The 26,075-nt window shown below is 36.1% G+C and carries 18 protein-coding genes; 11 read left to right on the top strand and 7 right to left on the bottom strand.

Annotated elements, in window-relative coordinates; genetic code table 11:
- Positions 1 to 6: 6 nt before the first annotated feature.
- Both LPB89_RS15760 and LPB89_RS15755 read right to left on the bottom strand, forming a co-directional pair.
- A complete protein-coding gene (locus LPB89_RS15760) occupies positions 7 to 2,100 on the bottom strand; it encodes a TonB-dependent receptor (RefSeq protein ID WP_230702652.1) in 2,094 nt (697 codons plus the stop codon).
- Positions 2,101 to 2,112: 12 nt separating this feature from the next.
- A complete protein-coding gene (locus tag LPB89_RS15755; RefSeq protein WP_230702651.1) occupies positions 2,113 to 3,387 on the bottom strand; it encodes a sorbosone dehydrogenase family protein in 1,275 nt (424 codons plus the stop codon).
- 184 nt (positions 3,388 to 3,571) lie between these two features.
- Here LPB89_RS15755 and hpt point away from each other — a divergent pair, with 184 nt between their 5' ends.
- From hpt to LPB89_RS15730, 5 genes are all read left to right on the top strand, one after another.
- Complete coding sequence (hpt, locus tag LPB89_RS15750; RefSeq protein ID WP_230702650.1) at positions 3,572 to 4,102, top strand: hypoxanthine phosphoribosyltransferase; 531 nt, start codon at positions 3,572 to 3,574, stop codon at positions 4,100 to 4,102.
- Between the two features lie 80 nt (positions 4,103 to 4,182).
- Positions 4,183 to 4,755, top strand: coding sequence for an adenylate kinase (locus LPB89_RS15745; protein WP_230702649.1), 573 nt, complete (start codon positions 4,183 to 4,185; stop codon positions 4,753 to 4,755).
- A gap of 212 nt (positions 4,756 to 4,967) precedes the next feature.
- The gene (locus tag LPB89_RS15740) at positions 4,968 to 6,242 is read left to right on the top strand and encodes a hemolysin family protein (protein ID WP_255667760.1); all 1,275 of its coding nucleotides are present in this window, start codon (positions 4,968 to 4,970) and stop codon (positions 6,240 to 6,242) included.
- 145 nt (positions 6,243 to 6,387) lie between these two features.
- The gene (obgE, locus tag LPB89_RS15735) at positions 6,388 to 7,389 is read left to right on the top strand and encodes a GTPase ObgE (protein ID WP_127338538.1); all 1,002 of its coding nucleotides are present in this window, start codon (positions 6,388 to 6,390) and stop codon (positions 7,387 to 7,389) included.
- 174 nt (positions 7,390 to 7,563) lie between these two features.
- Complete coding sequence (locus tag LPB89_RS15730) at positions 7,564 to 9,708, top strand: S46 family peptidase (RefSeq protein ID WP_230702647.1); 2,145 nt, start codon at positions 7,564 to 7,566, stop codon at positions 9,706 to 9,708.
- Between the two features lie 65 nt (positions 9,709 to 9,773).
- On the opposite strand, the gene LPB89_RS15725 is transcribed toward LPB89_RS15730, so the two are convergent.
- Positions 9,774 to 16,106, bottom strand: coding sequence for an alpha-2-macroglobulin (locus LPB89_RS15725; RefSeq protein ID WP_230702646.1), 6,333 nt, complete (start codon positions 16,104 to 16,106; stop codon positions 9,774 to 9,776).
- Positions 16,107 to 16,235: 129 nt separating this feature from the next.
- Here LPB89_RS15725 and LPB89_RS15720 point away from each other — a divergent pair, with 129 nt between their 5' ends.
- Positions 16,236 to 16,922 (top strand): lipopolysaccharide assembly protein LapB, encoded by a 687-nt coding sequence (locus LPB89_RS15720; RefSeq protein ID WP_230702645.1) that lies wholly within the window; start codon positions 16,236 to 16,238, stop codon positions 16,920 to 16,922.
- Between the two features lie 68 nt (positions 16,923 to 16,990).
- A complete protein-coding gene (murC, locus tag LPB89_RS15715; protein ID WP_230702644.1) occupies positions 16,991 to 18,346 on the top strand; it encodes a UDP-N-acetylmuramate--L-alanine ligase in 1,356 nt (451 codons plus the stop codon).
- 138 nt (positions 18,347 to 18,484) lie between these two features.
- On the opposite strand, the gene LPB89_RS15710 is transcribed toward murC, so the two are convergent.
- Positions 18,485 to 19,111, bottom strand: a complete 627-nt coding sequence (locus LPB89_RS15710) for a DUF1287 domain-containing protein (protein WP_230702643.1) — start codon at positions 19,109 to 19,111, stop codon at positions 18,485 to 18,487.
- A gap of 112 nt (positions 19,112 to 19,223) precedes the next feature.
- Here LPB89_RS15710 and radC point away from each other — a divergent pair, with 112 nt between their 5' ends.
- From radC to LPB89_RS15695, 3 genes are read left to right on the top strand one after another with little or no spacing between them, the layout of a single operon-like run.
- Positions 19,224 to 19,913: a DNA repair protein RadC gene (gene radC / locus LPB89_RS15705; protein WP_230702642.1), complete on the top strand. Its 690-nt coding sequence runs from the start codon at positions 19,224 to 19,226 to the stop codon at positions 19,911 to 19,913.
- A gap of 3 nt (positions 19,914 to 19,916) precedes the next feature.
- Positions 19,917 to 20,603 carry a YjjG family noncanonical pyrimidine nucleotidase gene (locus LPB89_RS15700; protein WP_230702641.1) on the top strand — a complete coding sequence of 229 codons (687 nt, stop codon included), beginning with the start codon at positions 19,917 to 19,919 and terminating at the stop codon, positions 20,601 to 20,603.
- A 2-nt stretch (positions 20,604 to 20,605) separates the two neighbouring features.
- Positions 20,606 to 21,355, top strand: a complete 750-nt coding sequence (locus LPB89_RS15695) for a hypothetical protein (RefSeq protein ID WP_230702640.1) — start codon at positions 20,606 to 20,608, stop codon at positions 21,353 to 21,355.
- Between the two features lie 15 nt (positions 21,356 to 21,370).
- Here LPB89_RS15695 and LPB89_RS15690 read toward each other — a convergent pair whose 3' ends face one another.
- The gene (locus LPB89_RS15690; protein ID WP_230702639.1) at positions 21,371 to 22,648 is read right to left on the bottom strand and encodes a replication-associated recombination protein A; all 1,278 of its coding nucleotides are present in this window, start codon (positions 22,646 to 22,648) and stop codon (positions 21,371 to 21,373) included.
- A 219-nt stretch (positions 22,649 to 22,867) separates the two neighbouring features.
- Here LPB89_RS15690 and LPB89_RS15685 point away from each other — a divergent pair, with 219 nt between their 5' ends.
- A complete protein-coding gene (locus LPB89_RS15685) occupies positions 22,868 to 23,632 on the top strand; it encodes a rhomboid family intramembrane serine protease (protein ID WP_230702638.1) in 765 nt (254 codons plus the stop codon).
- 166 nt (positions 23,633 to 23,798) lie between these two features.
- Here the strand turns inward: LPB89_RS15685 and rlmB are convergent, their stop codons facing one another.
- Together rlmB and LPB89_RS15675 are read right to left on the bottom strand one after the other, a co-directional pair.
- Positions 23,799 to 24,533, bottom strand: a complete 735-nt coding sequence (gene rlmB / locus LPB89_RS15680; RefSeq protein ID WP_127338527.1) for a 23S rRNA (guanosine(2251)-2'-O)-methyltransferase RlmB — start codon at positions 24,531 to 24,533, stop codon at positions 23,799 to 23,801.
- 85 nt (positions 24,534 to 24,618) lie between these two features.
- Positions 24,619 to 26,064 (bottom strand): SusD/RagB family nutrient-binding outer membrane lipoprotein, encoded by a 1,446-nt coding sequence (locus LPB89_RS15675; RefSeq protein WP_230702637.1) that lies wholly within the window; start codon positions 26,062 to 26,064, stop codon positions 24,619 to 24,621.
- Positions 26,065 to 26,075 lie beyond the last annotated feature (11 nt).

Below are 26,075 nucleotides of genomic sequence, written 5' to 3'. Positions count from 1 at the left end.
CAACATCTAAAATAGGTAATTTAATGAGATTGTTCCATAATAATTTACGGGAAGACCCGGATAATAATATCTTGGCGTTGCATTTCCGACTGCGACAGCGTTGGGTAAAATCAATGATGCATATTTTTCATTGGTAAGATTGTTGATTCCGGCAGCAAAACTGGTCGTCAGGGAAGGCAAAATTTCAAATCCGTAACCAGCCTTAAGATTGATGAGGTAGTAGACATCTGAATACGCGGTGTTGGCATCGTTTAACGGAATTTCATCCACAAACTGATAATCAGCAGAAAAATAAATACCTAATCTAGTATTGAAAATCAATCCGGCATTTACTTTATTCGCGGCAACTCCGGTTAATTTGTTTCCTGAAAAATCATTTCCGTTATCCAGGTATTCCTTAAATTCATACTTGCCCAAAGAACCCGAAAAATAGGAACTCATTGTCCAGAATGAATTAATAGGCCAATTGTGTTTTAAGGTTATTTCGATTCCTTCGTGAAATGTTTTGCCGGCATTTATGCCTACATACTGATCGTCTCCAACGCGTTTTGCCACCAATAGATCTTTTATTTCCATTCGGTAAACGGCCAATTCGGTGTACAGTTGTTTATTGAAAAAATAAAATTTACCGCCTGCTTCAAAATTATAGCCGTTCTCCGGTTTGATATCCGGGTTAATGGTTCCGTTGCTGGTCAGTGTTTCTTCGGTAGCCGGTAATGAAAATCCGCGGCTTGCTGAAAAATACAAGGTTCTTTCCTGACTGATTTTAAATAACAAAGACAATTGCGGTGAAAGAATGCCGTCATAACTGTATTTTTGATTCGAACTGAGGTTGTAATTCTCCAATTCAAAAGCCGTTTTATTGTAATTTAGTCCGGCCTGGATTTCAAACTGTTTCGAAAGTAAAGTTCTGATTTGCGAAAAGATATTGTAAAAATGTCTTTTCTGACCATTTTCGGTAAGCTGGTTTCCCTGTAAACTTCCCTGGCTGTTATTCTGCTGATACAAATTTTCGAACGTATTACCTTTATAAGTGTCTGCGAAATATTCGATTCCCGTTATAAACTGGTTCTCGGTTTCCTTAATTTTAAAACTTCCTGAAAACTGGGTTCTTGCACCGGCTGCAAAAGTATATTGACGCAGAATATCGAAAGGCCTTGGTTCATTACTGTCTTTGTAATTAATAAAAACCGAAGTTGAATTCTGTATGTTTTCATTGATTTTAAAATCATAAGCCAATCCGCCCAGAGTTGATTTGTATTCTTTGTATCCTTTTGAAGCCACCCAGGTTGGGGCACCGGATTGCGGATTGTTTTCAAACATCGTTTTATTGATTGAACTTGGAATGAAAGATTTGAGATACGTATAATTGGAAAAGTAAGTCAGTTTGCTGTTTTCCTTCTTAAACAATTCGCCGGCCATTGTAATTCCTTCCCGGTTATAGGCACTATTTTCGCGCCAGCCATCGGTTTGCAGTTTGTGATAACTCAGGTTTAAACTGCCTCGTTTTTCATTCAGGCTGTAATTCAGGGTATTTTTTAATAAACCGTAAGAGCCAAAAACGGTACTTATGCCAGCATTTTGTCCCTGTGTTTTTGAAAGTTGAGGTGAAAGTAAAATCGCGCCGCCTAATCCCGCACCGTAAACACTGGAAAGAGGGCCTTTGATAATTTCAACCTGGCTGATGCTTTGAAGATCAATATCATCAATCACAGTTTCACTGTTTCCGGAAGTGAGCGGAATACTGCCATAAAAAGCCCTGATTTTATTCGTGCCGTAAGGCGTTCTCGCGCCAATGCCACGAATTGAAATCCGGGTGGTGGTAAAGTTCGCCGACTGCATAAAAACACCCGGAATTGTATTAATAACAGTGCTGATATCGGTTGTGTTATTTTGCAATAAATCTTTTCTGGATAAAACACCAATAGAAGCCGGAGCATTTTGTAAGTCCGTGTTAATGTAAAACGGACTGATCACCACTTCTTTGAGTTTTTGGGTCTGAAGAGAATCAATAGTGTTGCTTTCCCTATTTTGTGCATTGATCGTTTGTGAAAAAAGCAATGCAAAAAAATAAAGAAAGCAGTATTTTTTTAAGATCATAAAAAGGAGCTGTTATTTATTGGCAGTTACTTTCCAGATGGTATTTCCGCTGTCATCGTTTACCAGAAGCGAGCCGTCATTCATAACAGTAACGGCAACCGGACGTCCGTAGACTTCCGCTTTGGCTTCATCTGCAACAAATCCGGTTAAAAAATCTTCAGGTTTACCGGAAGGTTTTCCATTGGCAAAAGGAACAAAAATAACTTTATAACCCGAAATTTTGGCGCGATTCCAGGAACCGTGCTGCCCCACAAAAATTCCGTTTTTGTATTTTTTCGGAAAAGCATCTTTCGTATAAAATGCCAGCCCAAGAGAAGCCGTATGAGCGCCAACAGGCACATCAGGTACAATTGCTTTTGCGGCTAAATCTTTGCGTTCGCCTTTCATTCTCGGATCTAAAATGTTTCCATAGTACGAATACGGCCAGCCGTAAAAGCCGTCTTTTTTAACGCTTGTAGCATAATCAGGAACCAGATCATCACCCAATTCATCACGCTCATTAACTGCTGTCCAAAGTTCACCATTCGCCGGATTCCAGTCCATTCCAACCGGGTTTCTAATTCCGGAGGCGTAGATTTTTTCGCCGGTTCCGTCGGGATTCACTTCGAGAATAGCAGCGCGACGGACTTCTTTGTCCATTCCGTTTTCCCCAACATTACTTCCTGATCCTACGGAAATATAAATTTTTGTTCCGTCAGGATTTGCAAGTAGATTTCTTGTCCAGTGATTGTTGTAGCCGCCGGCAGGAAGTTCGAGAATCTTTGTGCCCTGGGTTTCCAGTTTTAGCGGATTATTTTTATAAGGATAGCGATAAAGTCCGTCGGTATTGGCGATATAGAAAAAATCTTTTAGCACCAGCATTCCAAAAGGCCTGTTCAGCCCAGAGATAAAAACATTGCGGGTTTCAAATTTCCCGTCTTTATCAGCGTCACGAAAAACCGTAATCTGATTTTTACTGGTTCTGGTACCGCTTTCCACAATAAAGATATCGTTGTTTGGTGCAATATAGGTCCAACGTGGATTTTCCAGACCATCTGCAAATTTAGATACGGTAAAACCTTCGGGTGCTTTTGGTGTTTTTCCTTCGGGCCATTTCAGGACGCGGCTGTTATTTGTTTTAGATTCGGTAGCGTAGGGTGGCGGTAAAGTAATTTCCCCGATTGCCGTTTTGACAATATTACCGGGCTGTTTTGCCAGCGCTTCTTTTTCTTCTTTTTTGACCTGCCCGTTACAGGCTGTCAAGACGATTAATAATATAGCCGAAGATATTTGTCTTATTATTTTCATTGTGATTTGGAGTTAAATATGTTAAAGACAACAATTTAGTAAATGTAAAAAATAATAACAGAATGGAAATGTAAAAATTAACTGATATTTAACATTGATAAAAAAGTGTTGTTTCAAAATAATTTGATACTAACAGTTTGGTTGTAATTCTGTATCTTTGCGCATTATTTTAAACATAAAAATAATGATACAACTTCACGATAAACAATTTGTTCCGTTTATTTCGGCAAAAGAAATTGATTTTGCTTTAACGAAAATAGTTGCACAAGTAGAAGATGATTTCGGAGATGATACACCAATTTTTATTGGAGTTCTGAATGGCGCATTTATGGTGGTTGCCGATTTTCTGAAAAAATATAAAAAACCGTGTGAGGTTTCATTTATCAAAATGGCTTCGTATGAAGGCACGGAATCGACTAATTCAGTTAAGGAGTTAATCGGAATCAATCAGGATTTATCCGGCAGGACTGTTGTTATCATTGAAGATATCGTCGATACAGGGAATACAATCGAGGAATTAAAACACCTGTTTAAAGCACAGAATGTAAAACATTTTAAAATTGCAACTTTGTTCTTTAAACCGGAAGCATATAAAAAAGATATTAAAATCGATTATGTCGGAATCAGGATTCCGAATAAATTCATTGTCGGTTACGGTTTAGACTATGATGGTTTAGGGCGAAATTTGACGGAAGTATATAAATTGGCGGAATAAATTGTAAACAAAACACACAACTATATATTCATTTTAAACTTCTTTGAAAATTAAGAAGTCAAGCAACACTCACACTTATTATGATTAACATTGTTTTATTTGGAAAGCCGGGAGCAGGAAAAGGAACTCAGGCAGAATTTTTAAAAGAAAAATACAAATTAACACATCTTTCAACCGGAGATATTTTTCGTTTTAATTTAAAAAACGATACAGATTTGGGTAAAAAAGCAAGAGTTTTTATGGATAATGGAGAGTTGGTACCTTGCGAAGTAACAACCGCAATGTTAATTGACGAAGTGAAAAAACACCCGGATACTGCAGGATTTTTATTCGACGGATATCCAAGAACTTTAGACCAGGCTGTGGCTTTGGATAAATTTCTGCCAACAATTGGTTCAAGCGTTACCGCAACAATCGCTTTAGAAGCTGATGACGAAATTTTGGTAGCCCGCCTGTTGGAAAGAGGAAAAACAAGTGGAAGACCCGATGATCAGGACGAAGAGAAAATTCGTGTGAGATATCAGGAATACAATGAGAAAACAGCACCATTAATTGGTTATTATAAAGAACAAAATAAGTTTTATGCCGTAAACGGTATCGGAACTATCGAAGAAATTACAGAGCGATTAACGTCAGTTATAGATAATTTGTAGAAGCTTTTTCCAGCTGTCGTTTCATCCCGGAAGCCATCGGGATAAAAGAAAACTATTTTTCCATACCATAAAATAAGCGTCTTCGGATTGCTGTTTTCTGGGAGGAAAAATTAGTTTTTTTAGTTCAGGACTTGTCGGGACATATAAGGCTATAATACATTTAGGTTACAAATTACAGATAACGAACTATTCAATAACGAATCAATTACAAATTGGAAATACTAATAATATTTTTTCTAATACTATTAAACGGAGTTTTCTCCATGTCTGAAATTGCACTGATTTCAGCCCGGAAAAACAGACTGGAAACAGCCGCTAAAAAAGGAAACAAGAGTGCCAGGATAGCGTTGGATTTAGCGAACTCGCCTAACAAGTTTTTATCAACTGTCCAAATCGGAATTACCTTAATAGGAATTTTGACCGGTATTTATTCAGGAGATAAAATCACAATTGATGTAGAAACATTCGTTAGCGGATTTCAGGTTTTAAAACCGTATGCACATTCTGTTGCAGTGGGAATTGTAGTAGTGGTTCTGACCTTTTTCTCTTTGGTTTTGGGAGAATTACTGCCGAAACGCATCGGATTGAATTACCCTGAATCTATTGCGAAAATGGTAGCCATGCCAATGAAGATCGTTTCGATTATTACAGCTCCTTTCATCTGGCTGCTTACCTCATCGACAGATTTTTTACTGAATGTGATGAGAATAAAACCAACCGCAGACGGAAAAGTGACGGAAGAAGAAATTAAAGCCATTATAAAAGAAGGAACCGAAGGTGGGGAAGTTCAGGAAATTGAACAGGATATCGTGGAGCGTGTGTTTCATATTGGTGACCGAAAAGTGAATTCATTAATGACACACCGTAAATCGGTAGATATGCTGCCGTTAAATGCTGATAAAGCCAAAATAAAAGAACTGGTTTTACAGGATTTGCACACCGTTTATCCGGTTTACAGCGATAATTACGATGATATTGTGGGAATCGTAACGCTTAAAAATATATTTGCCAATATCGAAAGCGATCATTTTGATTTATCGGCAATTATGATAGATGCCCCGTATTTAATGGAGCAAACGACCGCTTATAAAGCGTTGGAAAATTTCAAAAAAACAGGTATTCACTATGCTTTAGTATCAGATGAATATGGTGTTTTTCAGGGAATTATCACACTAAATGATATATTGGAAGCCTTAGTAGGCGATGCTTCTGATTTTTATAAAGATGAATTTCAGCTGATCGAAAGAGAAGATGGTTCATGGCTGGTTGACGGACATTATTCCTTACACGATTTCCTGACTTATTTTGAGTTGGATGAATTGACAAATGATTACGAAGTCAATACCGTAAGCGGAATGATTATGACCGAGCTTTCTCATATTCCGAAAGAAGGGGAGAAATTAATCTGGCAAAAATTTGTGCTTGAAGTCCTGGATATGGATGGCGTAAAGATTGATAAGGTGCTGGTAAAAGCACTTAAAGAGTAGAGAGAATAAAATAGTTTTCAGTCACAGTATTCAGTCGCAGTTTGCCCTGAAAATGAGACTGAGACGGAATACTAAAAACAATAGAATTTAGTAATACGATTAGAGTAATCTAAAATCCAAAATCTAAAATCTGAAATTTAAAACAATGACAGAAGGAAATTTTGTAGATTATGTTAAGATATATGTTTCTTCCGGAAAGGGAGGAAAAGGATCTACACATTTACATAGAGAGAAATTTATTGAAAAAGGAGGCCCGGACGGTGGTGATGGTGGTCGTGGAGGACACGTATATTTAGTGGGGAATAAAGGACTTTGGACATTGTTCCACTTAAAGTTTGCGCGTCATATTAAAGCCGGTCACGGTGGAGATGGAGGAGGAGACCGTAGCACAGGAGCTGACGGAGATGATAAATTTATCGAAGTGCCTTTGGGAACTGTTGTTAAAGACAAGGAAACCGGAGAAACTTTATTCGAAATTACCGAAGACGGAGAAAAAAGAATCCTGTCTAAAGGAGGTAAAGGAGGGTTAGGAAACTGGCACTTTAGAAGTTCTACCAATCAGACACCAAGATATGCGCAGCCTGGTTTACCGGGAGTGGAAATGGATGTGATCCTCGAACTTAAAGTTCTGGCAGATGTAGGTTTGGTAGGTTTTCCTAATGCAGGGAAGTCAACCTTATTGTCTGTGCTGACTTCTGCAAAACCAAAAATTGCCGATTACCCGTTTACAACCTTAAAACCAAACTTAGGAATTGTCGCTTACAGGGATTTTCAGTCTTTTGTAATTGCAGATATTCCGGGAATTATAGAAGGTGCAGCGGAAGGAAAAGGTCTTGGACATTATTTCTTACGCCACATTGAACGTAATTCAACTTTATTATTCTTAGTACCTGTTGATACTCCTGATATCAAAGGAGAGTATGATATTTTGGTTAACGAATTGACAAAATACAATCCGGAAATGCTGGATAAAGAACGTCTTTTGGTTATTTCAAAATGTGATATGCTTGACGATGAGCTTAAAGCAGAACTAAAAGTAGAATTAGATGTTGCTTTTAAGGATATTCCGTATATGTTTATTTCATCTGTGGCCCAACAAGGTTTAACAGATTTGAAAGACAAACTTTGGAAAATGCTAAATGAATAAAATCTATATGATTTATAGAAAGGTGTCCTGGTAAACAGGGCGCCTTTTTTGTTTTATAGAATATTATATTCGTAAAAAATGACCAGTAATAACTGAAGATATATAATTTTAAGAACTTGTAAGATTACAGAATTGCGAAAATGACTTATATTCGCATTACTTAAACAAAATAACATGAAAAAAATAATTTTATTCCTAACCATGTGCCTGATGGCTTTTCCTGTAAGAGCAGATGAGGGAATGTGGTTTCTGATGTTTATCGAGAGACTGAACCATAGAGATATGGAAAAAATGGGACTGCAATTAACAGCCGAAGAGATTTACAGTATTAATCATCACAGTCTTAAAGATGCAGTGGTACAATTCAACGGAGGGTGTACAGCGGAAATTGTTTCCAAAGACGGTTTGGTTTTAACAAATCACCACTGTGGATACAATGCTATTGCAGAACTTTCTACAGCAGAGCAGAACTACCTGAAGGATGGTTTCTGGGCAAAAGAAAGAAGCGCAGAGATGAAACCAAAATCTTTGTACGTTCGTTTCTTCGTTCGTATGGACGATGTTTCGAAAAGAATTTTGTCTAAAGTAAATGATACAATGACAGAAACAGAGAGAAACAAAATCATTCAGCAGGAAATCGCCTTGATTGAAAAGGAAAACAACGAAGGCGGAAAATATACCGTTTCAGTTCGTCCTTTCTTTCAGGGAAATGAATATTATTATTTCGTTTACCAGGATTATACGGATGTACGTTTAGTAGGTACGCCTCCGGAAAGTGTGGGTAAATTTGGCGGGGACACAGATAACTGGGAATGGCCGCGCCAGACAGGAGATTTCTCTATGTTCAGGGTGTATGCGGATAAAGCCGGGAACCCTGCTGCTTATTCGAAAGAAAATGTGCCTTTACAGCCGAAACATTACTTGCCGATAAGTATTAAAGGAGTTAAAGAAAATGACTTCGCGATGATTTTAGGTTATCCGGGAAGAACAAACCGTTGGATGCCAGCCGGCGGAATCGAGCAAAATGTAAAATTTGCTTACCCTGCATGGGTTGAAGGGGCTAAAACCGGAATGGACCAAATGAAAAAGTATATGGATAAAGATGCAACTGTTCGTTTACAGTATGCCTCAAAATATGCTTCAACAGCGAATTACTGGAAAAACCGTCAGGGAATGATTGATGCTTTGACTAAAGCAGGAACAGCAGATACCAAAGCAGAACAAGAAGATAAATTCTATGAGTGGGCAACCAAACCGGCGAATAAGGAAAAATATGAAAATGTAATTCCGACTATTAATGAATATTACAGATCAACCAATGTAAAAGCAACTCACGACAATTACCTGATGCAGCTTTTACGTACTTCAGCGTATGCAAGCGGTACGGCAAACTTAGGAAATGCCCTGATCGCTTATTACAATGAAAACGATGCTAAAAAGGCTGAAATGCTGCCTAAGATTACGGCAATGATCGATAATATGTATGGTGAATTTTATGCACCACTTGAAAAAGATCTGTTAACGGCACAATTGAATTTGTACGCGGCTAAAGGAACTGAATATGGTTTAGCGACACAAATTGCTAAAATGAAATCAGTTAACAATGGTGATTTTACTGCCGATGTGGCAAAAGCAACGGAGACCAGTTATTTTGCGACGAAAGAAAAAATACTGGCATTTATGGCCGATCCGAAACCATTAGCGATTGTACACGATCCGTTGTATATTATTTCTAACGATCTGTTGACAAAATACCGTTTTAAATCAGAGGATCAAATGAAATCGGATGACGGTTTTGCAGTTGCTTACCGTGAATTAGTACAAGGTTTAAGAGAGTCAAAATTAAATGCGATTCAGTATCCGGATGCCAATTCAACTTTGAGACTGACGTACGGAAAAGTTCGAGCTTTGCCGGAAGACAAACGTAATGATGCAAAAATCAACAATTATACGACCATGGAAAGTATGGTAAAAAAGTATAAAGCAGGAGATCAGGAATTTGATTTACCAGCACGTTTATTAGAATTAAACAAGGCAAAAGATTATGGTCAATATGCAGATAAAGCCGGATACATGCCTGTAAACTTTCTTACTGATAATGATATCACCGGAGGAAACTCAGGTTCACCGGTTCTTAACGGAAAAGGAGAATTAATTGGTATCGCTTTTGACGGAAATATTGAAGCAATGGCCGGAGATGTTATTTTTGATCCTAAATTGCAAAGAACAATTAACGTAGACATCCGTTATGTACTTTGGATTATCGACAAATACGCAGGAGCTAAAAATATTATTGATGAAATGACGATTATTAAATAATCGGATTGATTTCTTAAAAATTAAACCCGACAGGTTTTTAAAACCTGTCGGGTTTGTCATTTCAATTAATTAACTTTTACCCGAATTCCTTTTGTATGACTTGCAAATTCAGGGGCATACATACTTTCAATCGTAGTAATTCCGTTTGAGAATTCTCCACTGTTATTTACTCTGATTTCATATTCTAAAACATAAGTCCCTTTGTTAATCTGGTCAAAGAAGAAATGTGTAGCAGCATCTTTTGTACTGATATAATATCCAATTTGGTCTTTGTATCGGTATTCCGAAAGAACACTTACAGGTTCAAAACAAGAAGCTCTCATGTCTTTTAAATGTACAAATTCCATATCTTCTTTTGATATGATTACTAATCTTACAGTAACTAAATCTCCGGTTTTTAATGGATTTTTGCTTGTTATTTTTTCTAACTGATCACCTTTAAAGGAGTTTTTCTTTAGATATAATTCTTTCGAAACTGATAATACAGCTCCGGAATTGCTTTTGATCTTATCTAAATCTTCGAAGTATTGCCAGTAAACACCGCCAAAGCCCGGAACTTTCGATTTGTTTTCAATTTTAATAAAAGCCATTTCTTTTTTGACTTCCTCTTTTTTCCAGTTAAGTTTGATGTAACCCGTCTCCGCTTCTTTTTCGTTTTCAGCTAATTTTTTGGTTAGGATCTTTTCATCTCCAATTTTAATAACCGTATTGTCTTTTACAGAAAGCCAGTCGTTTCCCTGCATCAATAAAGCGTAAATGGCTTCGGTAGTTGCTTTTGTGGTGGGCCAGTTTTGGGTCTGTTTGTTTTTTAATAGCCAGACTTTCATAGCATCAACCGATTTGGTGTCTTTAGTTACTTCAGCGAAAGCTTCAATCAATAAGGCCTGAGTTTCTATTGGCGCCTGATACCAGTACCAGCCTGCCTTATTGGCGATCCAGTACATTCCCCAATCTTCATTGTTAGATGCTGTTTCTTTTAGGTTTTCAATGATTTTTTTAGCAGATTCACTTTCTCCAAAACGATTTAACGTCAAAGCAGCCAGTCCTTTTTCGTAAAGTGAATAGTTTAACCAGGCTTTTTTAGCCGTTTCAATATACAGTTGAGTTGCTTTTTTTAAAGTATCGGAAAGGGGATATTTATCCAGATAAAAACTTCTGGTATATAAGTAATGCAAATCAGAATAAGGATTAATCCAAATCTGTTTGCTTGTACCTTTTACGTTTTTAGTCTGGGTTTTATAATAGTCCAGAAATTTATTGTCGAGAAACGGAATTCCTGTTTTGGCAATAGCATCAATTTTAGTATCATTTTCTTTCATTTTATTTAATTTCGATAAATGACCTAAACCGGCTAAAATATGTCTCGTAATATATTCGCTTTCATCACCGCCATCAAACCAGGAAAACCCTCCTGACGATTTTTGTTTTTGTTTTAATTTATCGAAAGTCGCTTCCTGCGAAGTTTTCATTTTTTCCAAATCGAATAAAAGTGCCAGATTCTTTTTCTTTTCATCTTCACTTTGTGCGTCATTAAGCCACGGTGTTTCGGCGAGAATAATCGATTTTAGTTCTTCATTTTCTTCCAGTTTCGAATTCAGTTTTCCATTCTTTCTCCAATCTTCAAAGACAGTCGCAATCTTCGGATTCCCGGAGATAATTTCTGTAGCCAGCGCATTCGCATAAAAACGGGCAAAAGTCTGCTCGGCACATTCGTGCTCATATTCCATTAAATAAGGCAAAGACTGAATCGCAATCCACGAAGGGTTTGAAGTATATTCTAAGGTAAATTGGTGATTTCGTAAAGTGTTTGAGTTATTGTTTTTAAGATTCTCAAATGTGTATTGCTTTTTAGAATTCTCGCGAACCCAAATCGGTATACTTTCTGTCACCAGCATGTTGTTGGTCAAAACCGGAATAATGTTCTCTTCTCCATCGGAAAAAGTACCGGATTTGGCCAAAATTTTATATTGAACGCCCTGCAAACCTTCCGGAATAGAAATTTTCCAGGTTGCAGTTGTGTTTCCGAAAGCGGCAACGTTGAAATTTCTAACATTTTTTACGTTTAGCATTTTAGCGTCAATGGGCTGCATGGTTACGGCATCAAAAAACTGTAAAATCGCAATTCCGGTTTTCGCTTTATCTGTAATATTTGAGATTTTAGCAGAAATTACAATAGTGTCTTTCTCTCTGAAGAAACGCGGGAAATTTGGTAAAACCATCAACTCTTTTTGAGTCACAACGCTTTTCTCCAAATAACCGGAAACGGCATCTTTATTATGCGCCAGTAAACGAAGTTTCCAGGCGGTTAAAGCTTCGGGAGAAGTAAAGTTGAAACTTACTTTACCGTTTGTATTTGTTCTTAAATTCGGTAAAAAGAAAGCAGTTTCAGATAGATTTTTTCGGGCTTTTACCTGAGTAAGTTCTTCCAGGGCTTTTTTGGTCGTGATAATTATGACTCCGTTGGCGCCTTTGCTTCCGTAGAGGGCTGTGGCTTTATCCGGGCTTAAAATATCCACAGAAAGAATTTCATTTGGATTTAAGTTACTCGCGATATCCTCAGTTGAAATTTCTCCGTCAATTATATATAAGGTCGATTGATTTATCACTAGAGATGTCAAGCCGCTTATTATTTTTTTTCCAGGAATAAACTTGATTTTATTGGTTTGGAAATAGGCTGGTTTTATAAATTTTACCTGATCTACTTTAGGAGCAGGTGATCCTGAGTCAGAAAGGATAATAGGCGCAGCAGCTCCCACAGGTTCATCGACAGTTAAAGCGGCGTCAGCATCACCTTTAATAGTTTCACTGCCGATCTTTTTATCTTTAAGCTCCACTATAGTCAGGCCAAGTGAATCGCCGTATCGACTACTATTAATGTCAAATCCAAACCATTTTAGGCGTGTTTCTTCATTACGAAAAGCTGTAAGAGGCAAAACTGTATTTAAATTTTGCAATGAAGCGTACGTAACATCAAAACCTAATCTTTCTTTGAAATTAGTTCCGTTGTAATTGTATCGGTTAAATTGTAAGGTTTCCCATTCCTTCTCAGAAAACTGATCTAAGGAACTGTCATACATGGAGGCTAAAACTTCAGCTTCGGCTTGTGTGTTGAATGCGCTTAATTTGAACGACCAGTTTTCACTGGTTCCGGGTTGTATTTTATTCCTGAAACTTTCAACTGTCCACTCTAATTTTGTTTCTTCATTTTTAAGTAGTACATTGATTTCCTCCGTAAAAGTGTCATTTTCAAAAACACTTTCGAAACCTAATTTAATGCTTTTTTCAAATTCATTTTTCAACGGAATTTTGATTGTAGCTTCGTTGTTTTGTAAATGAAAAGTATCTTCAAAATATATTTTGCTATCGTAATTTCCATTCGCTGCAATATAAAGTTCAGGAATAAAAGAAGATAATTTTACAAGTACATAACCATCTTTTTTAGGGTTTTCATTGATTTGTTGTACCGTAAATAATTTGCTCGGATCGAATTTGTCCTTGCTTTGAATGAGTTTAAAGTTTGAAACAGATTCAATGGGGTTATTAAAACTGTCTTTGGCAGAAAAAACAATTTTGTAGGTACCGGATTTATAATTGGATATAAAATCCAATACTATTTTTTTGTCTTTTTGAGTGTCTAGTTTTTTAGAAAATAATAGAATTTCATCTGGCGCATCTTTAGTTTCGCTTTCAGATATTTCATAAGGAAATAATTTTTCAAAATCTGCCGGCGTGATAGTTTGAATCTCCGGTTTTTCCCAAATACGGGTTTTAAATTTATTCGATAATGGTTTTACAAAATAGAGTTTGATTTCGCCTTTGGCTGCTAAAAACTCTCCGTTTAAATTTGTACTTGATAAGTTGATTTCGTTTTTGTCTTTGGTTTCAATTTCATTTGGTAAGCTTGCATTAATAATCAAATCATGAAAACCTACTTTTATAGTAGTTTCTGCTGAATGTGTTTCGCCATTAAGGTCTGTAATCGTTGCAAATATTTTATAATTGAAGACTGGTAGTTGCTCTTTTTTACTGTTTTTTGACGGTAAAGCAATAAAGTCGATACTAAATTTTCCTGAGGCATCTGTTTTAGTTTCGCCAAAGGTTAAAACCTCGTTTTCTTCATTTCCGTAATAATTTCGAAAGTAGCTCGTATATCGGGTAACTGTGTACGTTACTTTTGCATCTGAAATGTTACTTCCTGCAAATGCTTTGGCATTTCCTTTTACTTTAATGGCCTCATTAACTTGAAAACTTTCTTTTTTAGGATCAAACCTTACTTCAAATTTAGGACGTTTGTATTCTTCAACATTGAAAGAAATTCGGGAATTTTCAAAATTTGCATTTTCCCAAAATTGAGACTGGACTTGATTTTTAAAGTAAGCCTCATTTTTCTTATAGTCTTCCGGCCTGGATGCACTAAGGCTATATTGTCCCGTTAGACCACTTTTTGGTAAAATAAACTCGCCGAAAAATGAACCAAATTCATTCGTAGTTACTTCAATTTCTTTAATTAGTTGATAGTTCGCGTCGTTTGCAATAAGCTTAAATGTAGTATTTGCAATGATGCTTGTTTTGCTTTTAGTTTTTTGAATTGCAATTCCTTTATAATAAACGGTTTGTCCCGGTCGATAAATAGCCCGATCTAAGTAAAATTCAACTTTAGCGTTTGTCTTGTTGTTTTCAGATTCTTTATATTCATCACTATAGCGGATGTAATCCTTATCAATTAAAATACTATCGTTTTCTGTTGAAATTTCGATAGTTTCATAATTATAATTATTACTGACTTTTTTATAAGAGGCTAGTCCTTTTGAATCTGTTTTAAGCATAAAGCTCGCTGATTTGATAATTGCATTTTCTATAGGCTTTCCTGTTTTTCGATCTAAAACCTGATAGTTTTCCGTGTCGTTTTTTTGGTTTGCAAGGACAGTGATGTTTGAAACAGTGATGATTTCAAAATCATATGCTTTTCCGTCTTTTGAATCGGAGTCACTTTCAAAATAAACCAAATAATTTCCTGTTTCTAAATTAGGTAAAAGAACCTCTGTGCTGTACTCAAAGTAATCTTCCTTATTTTTAAACTCATATTTTTGATTGGCAATTTTATTTTGATTTTTAATAATTACAGGAGCTAAACTATCTAATATTTGACGGTCTTTTTTGAATTCTTGTGCTTTCTTTTGAGGAATTTTGAAGAACGAAATCGTTAGATGGTTTACGTTTTTGTATTCAATCAGAGCTCGTGTGTTTTCATTATTGTACGTATATTTTTGAAGCTTTACGGATAATGTTTTTGAAAGAAGTTCTTGTTTTTGAGCTAAAGCCGATTTCGAGGCATTTGACTGGTTATTAATTTTTATAATTTCATCAAATAAGACAACTGCCTCAATATTGTTCTTTGGATATGTTTCTTTTGAAGCTTGTTTTAGAAGTATGCGGGCTATTTCAAATTTTATTTTCTGAGATAAAATCTCCTCTTTAGATTTGCTTTGAAGTTCATTTAAATATTTCATAAAGTCATCATCGGACTGTAACAGGTAGGTATTGCAAAATTGTGCCCGCTCAAACTGATTTTCAAAAGTAGGATGATCAGCTTCCTGTTTTTGATATAAAGACAGCACTTTTTTTACATTTTCATCTTTTATGAAATCTAAACTTAGTTTTATAAAATCATCAGAATCTGCCAATAGTTGCTCTTTATGAGTTAAGAAAACGCTTTTTTCAATTTGCCATTCTTTTATCTTTTCAGTGAAAAACGTAATGTTTTCTTTTAATAAATAATCATATAGATTTTCGCTTTTTAGTTTTTCTAAAGTTAGAAATTCAAATACGTGCTGATAATTTGTTAAAGGAGTAGCTTTTAAAATGTTTTCGTTTTCTAATGTTTTTGCAAAAAGAGCGATTATCTCATTTTCAGGAGTAAATTCAATCTTAACATCGTTTGTTTTGGAAATTCCATCCACTTCAGAAGTGTCTATAGTTGAAGCAGCCGAATCTATTAATGCAGCATAATCATCAACTACTGCCGCCGCACTATCTACAACAGCATAAGGTTCGTAGTAGTCAGAATAATTTTGTAAACATTTCGCATATACCAATGTCAAAATAGCCTTTGAAGGAACTGAAACGCGATTAATATCCGTTTTTAAATTATTTAAAATTTTGGTTTGGGCATTCTCATCAACAACCTGCAAATATTTAGATTGATAAAAAAAACATTTTATCATTTGCACTTCGTCTTTATCTGAGATTGCTTTTTTGTATATTTTTTCAACAATCTTATTGGCTGATTTTATTTTTCCTTCGTTTTCAAAGGCTATGACTTTATTCCATTTTTTATCAGTTTGTTGGGCAAACAATGCTGTAGAAAACAAAAAGAATGCAAATAATATATTTTTCATAAGATAGTTTTAATCTAAAGAGGACAATTGTAAAGAAAAGGTTGGGATGATCTTCAAATATTTTCGTACAAATTACTAATTTATCTTCAAATGCAAATTACTGATGTTATATTTCGCTATTTTTGAAATATGAAACAGCTACTATTCGTGTTATTGTTTATGCCATTGCTAATGTGGTCGCAATCTGGTTTTGAAAAAGCGGAGAAGTTGTTTCACGTCAAAAAATATGATGAGGCACAATTGCTTTTTGAAGCGATTTTAAAAACAAGACCCTCCGATATAAAAACGATTGAATATTTAGGGGAAATTGCCGCTTATCATAAATCATGGGTAAAAGCGGGAGAATATTTTAAAAAGCTGAAAGAGCTTAAGCCAACAGAAGCGGAGTATTTTTATAAATACGGAGGGGCTTTGGCTATGAGGGCAATGGAAGTAAATAAATTTAAGGCTTTTGGAATGGTAGAGGATATGAAAGAAGCTTTTGAAAAAGCCATTGTTTTGAATCCTAAACATATTCCGGCCAGATGGGCGCTTATAGAGCTGTATTTGCAGTTGCCCGGAATTCTGGGAGGAAGTGAGTCTAAAGCGGTTTCCTATTCCAATGAACTTGCAGCTTTGTCAGTGGTCGATGGTTATATGTCAAAAGGCAGAATCGAGGAGTATTTTAAAAGATATACTGCTGCGGAAAAATATTATATCAAGGCGAATGAAATTGGTAAATCAAAAATCACATTTCAAAAATTATATAATTTATATTTGAACAAATTAAAAGACCCTAAAAAAGCCAGGGAATTAAAGCAAAAGTTTGAGTCATAATAATTAAATCTCAACAACTGAATTTCAGGTAATTATTGGAATTTAGAACTTAAAAATTGGAATTTTAAATGAAAACACATTTCATCGCCATTGGCGGAAGTGCTATGCACAATCTGGCATTAGCATTACATAACAAAGGATATCAGGTTACAGGAAGTGACGATGCTATTTTTGAACCTTCAAAATCAAGACTGGAAAAAAAAGGAATTCTGCCTGCTGAATTAGGCTGGTTTCCTGAAAAAATCACTTCAGATCTGGATGCCATAATCTTAGGGATGCACGCAAAAGCGGATAACCCGGAATTACTGAAAGCACAGGATTTAGGATTGAAAATATATTCATATCCGGAGTTTTTATACGAACAATCCAAAAACAAAACGCGTGTGGTTATCGGAGGTTCTCATGGTAAAACGACCATTACTTCGATGATTTTGCATGTTATGCATTACCATAATATAGCAGTTGATTATATGGTTGGCGCACAACTGGAAGGATTCGATACCATGGTGCATCTGACAGAGGAGAACGATTTTATCGTTTTGGAAGGTGACGAATATTTATCGTCCCCGATTGACAGACGCCCGAAATTTCATTTGTATCAACCCAATATTGCACTGATTTCCGGAATTGCGTGGGATCATATTAATGTTTTTCCAACCTATGAAAATTACGTAGAGCAATTCGAAATTTTCATTGGAAAAATTACTAACGGGGGTATTTTGGTTTACAACGAAAATGACCCGGAGGTAAAACGCGTTTCAGAAGCGGCTACAAGCCCAATTCGTAAATTAGCCTACCACACACCTGAATACATCGTTAGTGATGGTGTTACGTTGTTAAAAACGCCGGAAGGGGATATGCCGATCGAAGTTTTCGGAGCCCATAACTTAAACAACTTAGCCGGAGCCAAATGGATCTGCCAGAATATGGGTGTTGATGAAGCTGATTTTTATGAAGCAATTGCCAGTTTTAAAGGAGCTTCCAAACGTCTGGAAAAAATTGCAGAAGGAAAAGGTAAGGTAGTCTACAAAGATTTTGCACATTCACCAAGTAAAGTAGCAGCAACCACCAAAGCCGTAAAAGAACAATATCCAAACAGAACTTTAGTAGCCTGTCTGGAATTGCATACGTACAGCAGTTTAAATGCTGAATTCTTAAAAGAATACGAAGGCGCTCTTGAGTATGCCGATGTTGCGGTAGTATTCTACTCACCGGATGCGGTAAAAATCAAACAGCTGGAAGAAGTGACTTATGACCAAATTGCAACTTCTTTTAATAGAAAAGACCTGATCATCTATACAAATCCTGTTGAGTTCAGGGAATATCTTTTTAATTTAAATCTGGAAAATTCTGCTTTGCTTTTAATGAGTTCAGGGAATTATGGAGGATTAAATTTTGATGAGGTAAAAGGTCTTATTAATTAGATAATTTGAAAATGAGATAATGGGCCAATCGCAGTTTTGTGATTGGCTTTTTTTTTACTTTATTTCCATTGGAATTTGGAATTTCAAGTTTGGAATTTAAAACTTGGAATTTTGAATTTTAGATTTGGAATTTTGGATTTAACCACCATAACTATAATGTCCCGTAATTTCGTATTCAAACAAACAATCTTCCAGAACCTGGCCTCGGCCAACATTGTGAACAATCAGATTTCGTTTTCCGTCTTTTGATTTTTTGTTGGTAACGATCCCGATGTGAGGAAGCTTTCCGTTGATCATCCAGGTTACTATTTCTCCGGTTTTGTAAGTGGCAGGATCTTGGCTTACAGTACGTTTTTTACCCTTTCTTTCGAAGAAAACTTCCAGATTGGGTACTCTTCTGTGGTCGATGTTGGTATCTGTTTTTGTCATTCCCCATTTTTCCAGATTAGGATATTCTGAAAAATTGGCGATCATATCTTCATGAACTTCTTTTTGTAAATCAATGCCTAATTTTATGTAAGAGCGAATGATCACATCTGTACACACACCTTTGTTTTTAGGAACATCACCGTTAGGATAGGCTATCGAAAAATAAGCAGGATCATAATCTATTGTCGGGTCGATTACAGAGATGGCAGCATCAGACAATCTTTCTTCAAATGTTTTTGTGGTTGTGTTGGTGGTGAAAGATGCAATTGGTTCTTTTTCTTTTTGATGGCAGGAATATGATAAGACCACGAACAAAAGAATATTAATCTGTTTCATCTTTTTGTTTTAAAATTAAGAATAATAAAAATAACAATTTAATTTTATAATGAATGAATTTTCTTATTTTTTTAGTAGTTTAGCAGAATAAGAAATTATTTAATTTATTACAATGGAAACCCAATATTTTCCTATTACAAAATGGTCAGACGAAGACAAGCCGCGTGAAAAATTAATGTCAAAAGGTAAAAGTGTTTTAAGTAACGCTGAGTTAATTGCGATTTTGATTGGTTCCGGCAGCAGAAACGAATCCGCTGTTAGTTTGAGCAAAAGAATTTTGGCTAGTGCCGATAGTCTGAATACACTTGGTAAAATGTCTGTTTCAGAATTGATGAATTTCAAAGGAATAGGGCAGGCCAAAGCAATAATGATTATAGCGGCCTTAGAACTGGGGCGCCGCCGAAGAGCTGAGGATACTGTAGAATTAACTAAAATTGTATCCAGTAAAATGGTTTTTGACATTATGCAGCCCATAATTGGTGAGTTGCCACATGAAGAATTTTGGGTGCTTTTTCTGAATAATTCGAATAAAGTGATTTCTAAATCCCAATTAAGTAAAGGAGGAATATCAGGTACAATTGTCGATGTCCGTTTAGTTTTTAAATTGGCTTTAGAAATTAATGCTACAAGCTTGATTTTGTGTCACAATCATCCTTCAGGAGCATTAAAACCAAGTGATGCCGATATAAAAATTACAAAGAAATTAAAATGGGCAGGGGATAGCTTAGATGTTAAAGTTTTAGACCATTTGATTATTACTGAAACAAAATATTATAGTTTTGTAGATGAAGGAATTTTTTAATATATGAGTACTACGATTACCGATATCTTTTTCGACTTAGACCACACACTTTGGGATTTTGATAAAAATTCAGAGATGGCTTTCGATCGCATTTTTAAAGCAAATTACCCGCACATAATCACAGCTGATTTTATAGAGAAGTACATGCCCATCAATCAGGCTTGCTGGAAATTATACCAACATGATAAAATTACCCATCAGGAGTTGCGTTACAACCGGCTGAAATTCTCCTTTGATGCTTTAAACCATCAGATTTCGGATCCCGATATCGATGCCATTGCAAATGATTATATTGAACTTCTAACAGAGAATAATCATCTTTTTGACGGGGCTATTGAGATTTTGGAATACTTAAAGCCAAAATACAAATTGCACATCATCACAAATGGTTTTGCCGGGGTTCAGGATAAAAAAATTAATAATGCCCAACTTTCGGGCTATTTTGTCACTATAACAAATTCGGAGTTGGCAGGTGTAAAAAAGCCAAATAGTATTATCTTTGATTATGCGGTAAATTTGGCCAAAGCTTCAAAAGAAAACTGCATTATGATTGGAGATTGTCTTGATGCGGATGTAAACGGCGCTTTAAATGCCGGTTTAGATGCGATCTTCTTTAACGACAAGAAAATCGAGGCACCGCAAAATATTAAACAAATAAATCACTTATTAGAACTTAAAAAATATTTATAATTATGAAAATTAAATTTTTGTTGATGGCACTTTTAGTTTCAGTTATTGGGTTTTCGCAATCTGTAAACGATTATAAAGCAGTCATTATTCCGTTGAAATATGACTTTCTTAAAACCGATAATCAATACAGATTAGCAACCACTACGAAATCAAATTTAGTGAAGGCCGGTTTTAAAGCCTTTTATGTAAATGAAGAAATTCCTGCTGAATATAACGATCGTTGTCAGCTTTTATACATTGACGTAAAAAGAGAAAGCGGATTTTTAGTAACGAAACTTTTTGCTGAATTTAAAGACTGCTACGGAAAAGTGGTTTACACTTCTGAAATTGGAAAAAGCAAAGAGAAAGATTATGAAATTGCTTACAGAGAAGCTCTTGAACAGGCATTTTTATCTGTCAATGCTTTGCATTATGCCTATAATGGGAAAGCTGTTGCAACATCAGCTCCGGCTAAGATTTCTAATGCCGCTGCTTCAGTTCCTGCTGTAGCGACGACTACAGTTGTTGCTGCTCCGGTTGCAGATACTTCAGATCCGAATTTACTTTATGCACAGCCGACAGAAACGGGATATCAATTGATTGATAAAACGCCAAAAGTAGTTATGAAATTGCTTAAAACCTCACGTGCAGATTCATTCATAGCAATTAAGGATGGTATTCAGGGGACCTTAAATGCTAAAGATAATCAGTGGTTTTTTGAATATTACCAAAATGACAAAATGGTATCTGAAAAGGTATCCGTTAAATTCTAAAATATAAAATACGGTTTAATAACCATATTTGTCTTTCCAGCGGTTCTTTAGAAATTCGCGGTTGCTGTTCTCTCTGGAATTGCTTCCCGGATTATAAAGAACCGTTTCTTTTATAGGATCCGGCAAAAACTCCTGGTCTGCAAAATTATTAGCATAATCATGGGAATATTTGTAATCTTCACCATAACCCAGTTCCTTCATCAATTTAGTTGGAGCATTTCGCAGATGAATCGGAACCGGCAAATCTCCGGTTTGTTTCACCAGTTGCTGTGCATTTCCAATCGCCATATACGATGCATTGCTTTTGGGTGAAGTGGCTAAATAAATAGCACACTGACTCAATATAATCCGGCTTTCAGGATAACCAATTGTCGATACCGCCTGAAAGGTATTATTGGCCATAATAAAAGCCGTAGGATTGGCATTTCCGATGTCTTCACTCGATAAGATCAGCATTCGTCTGGCAATAAATTTTACATCTTCGCCGCCTTCAATCATTCGGGCCAGCCAATACACAGCTCCATTCGGATCACTTCCCCTGATTGATTTTATAAAGGCAGAAACAATATCGTAATGCTGCTCTCCGGTTTTGTCATACAAAACAGTATTTTGCTGCACCAGCTCAAATACACGGTCATTCGTAATAACAATTTCTCCGTCCGGAGATGCATTCACCACCAGTTCAAAAATATTAAGAAGTTTTCTGCCATCTCCGCCAGAAAGTCGTAATAAAGCCTCGGTTTCTTTCAGGACTATATTTTTTGAAGCTAATTCACTATCGGTCTTCATTGCCCGTTGCAAAAGGGCTTCCAGGTCATTTTTGCTAAAAGCATTCAGTATATAAACCTGACAGCGGGAAAGTAGGGCAGGGATAACTTCAAAGCTTGGATTTTCGGTTGTAGCACCAATTAATGTAATCCATCCTTTTTCTACAGCGGCCAAAAGGGAATCTTGTTGCGATTTACTAAATCTGTGAATCTCATCAATAAACAAAATCGGGTTTCTGGCAGTAAATAAACCGCCGCTTTGTTTTGCTTTTTCAATGACATCGCGAATATCTTTTACTCCCGAATTTATGGCACTTAAAATGTAAAAAGGACGTTTTGATTCCTGTGCAATAATCTGGGCCAATGTCGTTTTTCCGGTTCCGGGAGGCCCCCAAAAAATCAATGAAGGTATAATTCCCTTGGATATCTGTTGCGTCAACGAACCGTTTGGGCCAACCAAATGGTGCTGACTAATATAATCTTCTAATTTTTGTGGGCGAATTCGCTCTGCTAACGGTGCTTCCATTTTGTAAAATTACGGTTTTCAATTTAATTTTGTTATTTTGAGGAGCTATTTCCTGCTGTTCGCTATATCTTTTCCTGGCTAAAGAAGCCAGAAAAAGGATGCCACTTCCATCAGGGCTAAAAAAAGGATTTAAGAATATTTTCGGTTAGCTGACAAATTATCAGTAAATTATATTTGGATAGTTTTTTGATATTTAATCCTGAACCTATTATTGGAATTATGAATGACGATCATTTTAAGTTTTCAAATGCTGTTATCGGACTTCCGGTATTTTTTGTGCTTTTTCTTTGGATAGTGTACTGGTTTCAGATTCGCTTTGATTTTGATTTTTACCAAAACGGAATTTATCCCCGGGATTTTTCAGGTTTACAAGGCGTTTTATTTAGCCCGTTTATTCATGAAAATCTGGGTCATTTGTATAATAACTCTATTCCTCTGTTAGTATTGTTGGCTGCGATGCAGTTTTTTTATCCAAAACAGGTTTATGCGGTTCTTGGTTATGGAATTATATTCTCCGGCTTGATTACCTGGATCATCGGCAGGGAAAATTATCATATTGGAGCCAGTGGCTTAATTTATGTATTGGTCAGTTTTATTTTTTTTAAAGGAATACAAACCAGATATTACAGATTAGTAGCCCTTTCTTTTTCCGTGGTGCTGCTTTACGGCGGAATGATCTGGTATGTTTTTCCGGATATTGATAACACAATTTCCTGGGAAGGACATCTGGCTGGTTTTTTGACCGGTTTTGCGCTTACTCTTTTTTATAAAACTCCTGATTATGCCAAGCCGATTGTTTACGAGTGGCAAAAACCAGATTTTAATCCGGAAGCCGATTCTTTTATGAAACACTTTGATGCAGAAGGCAATTTTGTCAATACGGAGATTCCGGAAGAAGAAACCGAGGATGTAATGACTTATTTTAATTCAAATGTTTTAGTGAATTACACGATTCGAAAAAGTGAAGAATCGGATATAAATTAGTAGCAGGGGAGGATAGGCGATTCTATAACGTGCAGTAAAAAAAATATCCATAACAGTCATTTGCAAAACTATTATGGATAAGTATATATTTTATTAATCATTTTAAGGTTGAGTCAGCAAGCATTCAGTTAATTAAAATGATTCATTACCAATCTAAACTTTAGTATTAACTTCTTTGGCGGACAGCTTCGTATAGAAAAGCGCCACAAGCAACTGATACATTTAAAGAGCCTATTGTTCCGAACATTGGGAGTTTTGCTTTTTCATCTACAATTTTAAGCACCGAAGGGTTTATTCCGCGATCTTCAGATCCCATTATTATGGCTACCGGTTCATTCAGTGATAAATCATAAATGTTGTGCTCTGTTTTTTCAGTTGCGGCAACAGTTTTAATCCCTGAACCCTGAAGATAGAATATAGCATCTTTAATATGCTCCACTTTACAGATTGGAACATTAAAAACTGCACCCGCTGATGTTTTTACGGTATCTCCGTTTACGGGAGCAGACCCGGCTTTTTGAACAATAATTCCGTTCACACCAGTACATTCAGCAGTACGGATAATAGCGCCAAAATTTCGGGCATCAGAGATTTGATCCAATATTAGAAACAAAGGTTTTGCACCGGATTCAATAGTAGATTCGACAAGATGCTCTAAGTCAATAAAACCGATAGGTGAAATTGTGGCTACAGCGCCCTGGTGATTATTAGGTGTTAATCTGTTTAGTTTTTCTACAGGAACATAAGAGAAATTGATGTTGGCGCGTTTCATCACCTTCATCAGGTCTTTCATTAATTCACCTGAAATTTCCTTTTGGATGAATACTTTATCTACTTCCTTACCTGCCTGAATTGCTTCTATAATGGCTCTAATTCCAAATATTTGATGTTCTTTTTCCATGGGGCAAATATAGGCATAATGTTGATATAAAAAAAAACCACTCTGAATGAACAGAGTGGTTTTAATATGTTTATTTGAGAATAAATTAGAATTTATCCCAGAATAATTTTGTAGTCAATAAATCTCCACCGATAGCTGTAGATGCAGCTTTCCAGTTTGAGCTGTTTACTTGTTGCTCTAATACTGGGTATGCCATTCTTACAGGAACTTTACCACCAGCATTGATAATAGCTGTAGCAGGAGCTGTTAATACAGGGAAGTCTAATCTTCTCCAGAAATTCCAGGAAGTTAAGGCTTGGTTAAACATAGCTACCCAAGCTTGCTCTCCAATTGATTTTTTCCAGTTAACTGCATCGTAAGGATGAGTTGCAAGGTAAGTTACAGCTTCAGCCGGAGTACCACCCCATTCTACGATAGAAGCAGTTACAGCTGTGTTGTAAGCAGTTGCAGCAGCTGCTGGATTCCAACGAGCGTTAGCTTCTGCGATATAGAAAGCAACTTCTGTATAGTTTAATATCACACCTGGAGTTGTAGGAGTGTATGCAAATTCACCAATATGAGAAAATTCTGCAAATTCACCACCTTCACCAATTGTCTGACCAATATAACCACCACCAGGTACTTCGTCATAATAATCGTCAAGTCTTGGATCAGCTGAAGTCTTCATGAAATCAATTAATGTTTTACCAGCAATATAATCTTCTCTACCACTAGCCTCTAAATTTTCGTATAAAGGATTGTAATTTGGAGATGCTGCTAAATATTGGAATTGACCGTTATCTGCAGGAGATGTCATTACTCCGGCTGCAATAGCTGCAAGTGCAGTTGTTTGTGCTAAAGTAGGATTAGAATCCGCTATTCCGATTCCAAGTTTTAATTTTAGAGAGTTAGCAAATACAGTCCATTTTGCGATATCTCCATGGTAGTATTGGTCACCATCACTGAAAGATTGAAATCCAGTTGCGCTGGCATCTAAATTAGCGATGTCTGCATTGATTCTGGCAATCAAATCCGTATAAATTGTAGCTCCGTCGTCATAAGCAGGCAAAGGATAAGCAAGAAGATTTGCTGCCTGAGTATAAGGAACGTTACCAAAAGTATCCACTAAACGTTGGTAAGTGAAAACTTGTATAATATCAATTATAGCTAACTGATTTTTTTTGTTTTTTGGCCATCCTGCTACTTCAGTTGCAGTTGGTGCATAAGCATTAATCGCATCTTTAGCTTTACCTAGATTGTTTAATACATTTACATAATTGTCAGAATAGATCTGATTAGAAACATTTCTGTTTGTAAAGTCATAATTACTTTCGTTTACATACGTTGTTTCTTGCCAATACTGCATGGTAAGCCTAAAGTTATTTTCGTTTACGCTTGGTGTATTCAGGTAATCGCTTAATTCTTTCTGTGCGTAATTAATTAACGATCCGGGCACAACAGTGTACGCACTGTTTGGATCTGTATTTATATCTTCATTAACACAAGCTGTCAAAGACAATCCTATTGTTAATATTGCTATGATTTTTTTCATTTTTATTTTTT

Origin of the sequence: Flavobacterium sp. ENC (assembly GCF_020991415.1) — a bacterium.
GTDB lineage: Bacteria > Bacteroidota > Bacteroidia > Flavobacteriales > Flavobacteriaceae > Flavobacterium.
Note: the sequence above shows the minus strand (reverse complement) of the source record. Positions and strands in the feature narration are given on the sequence as shown.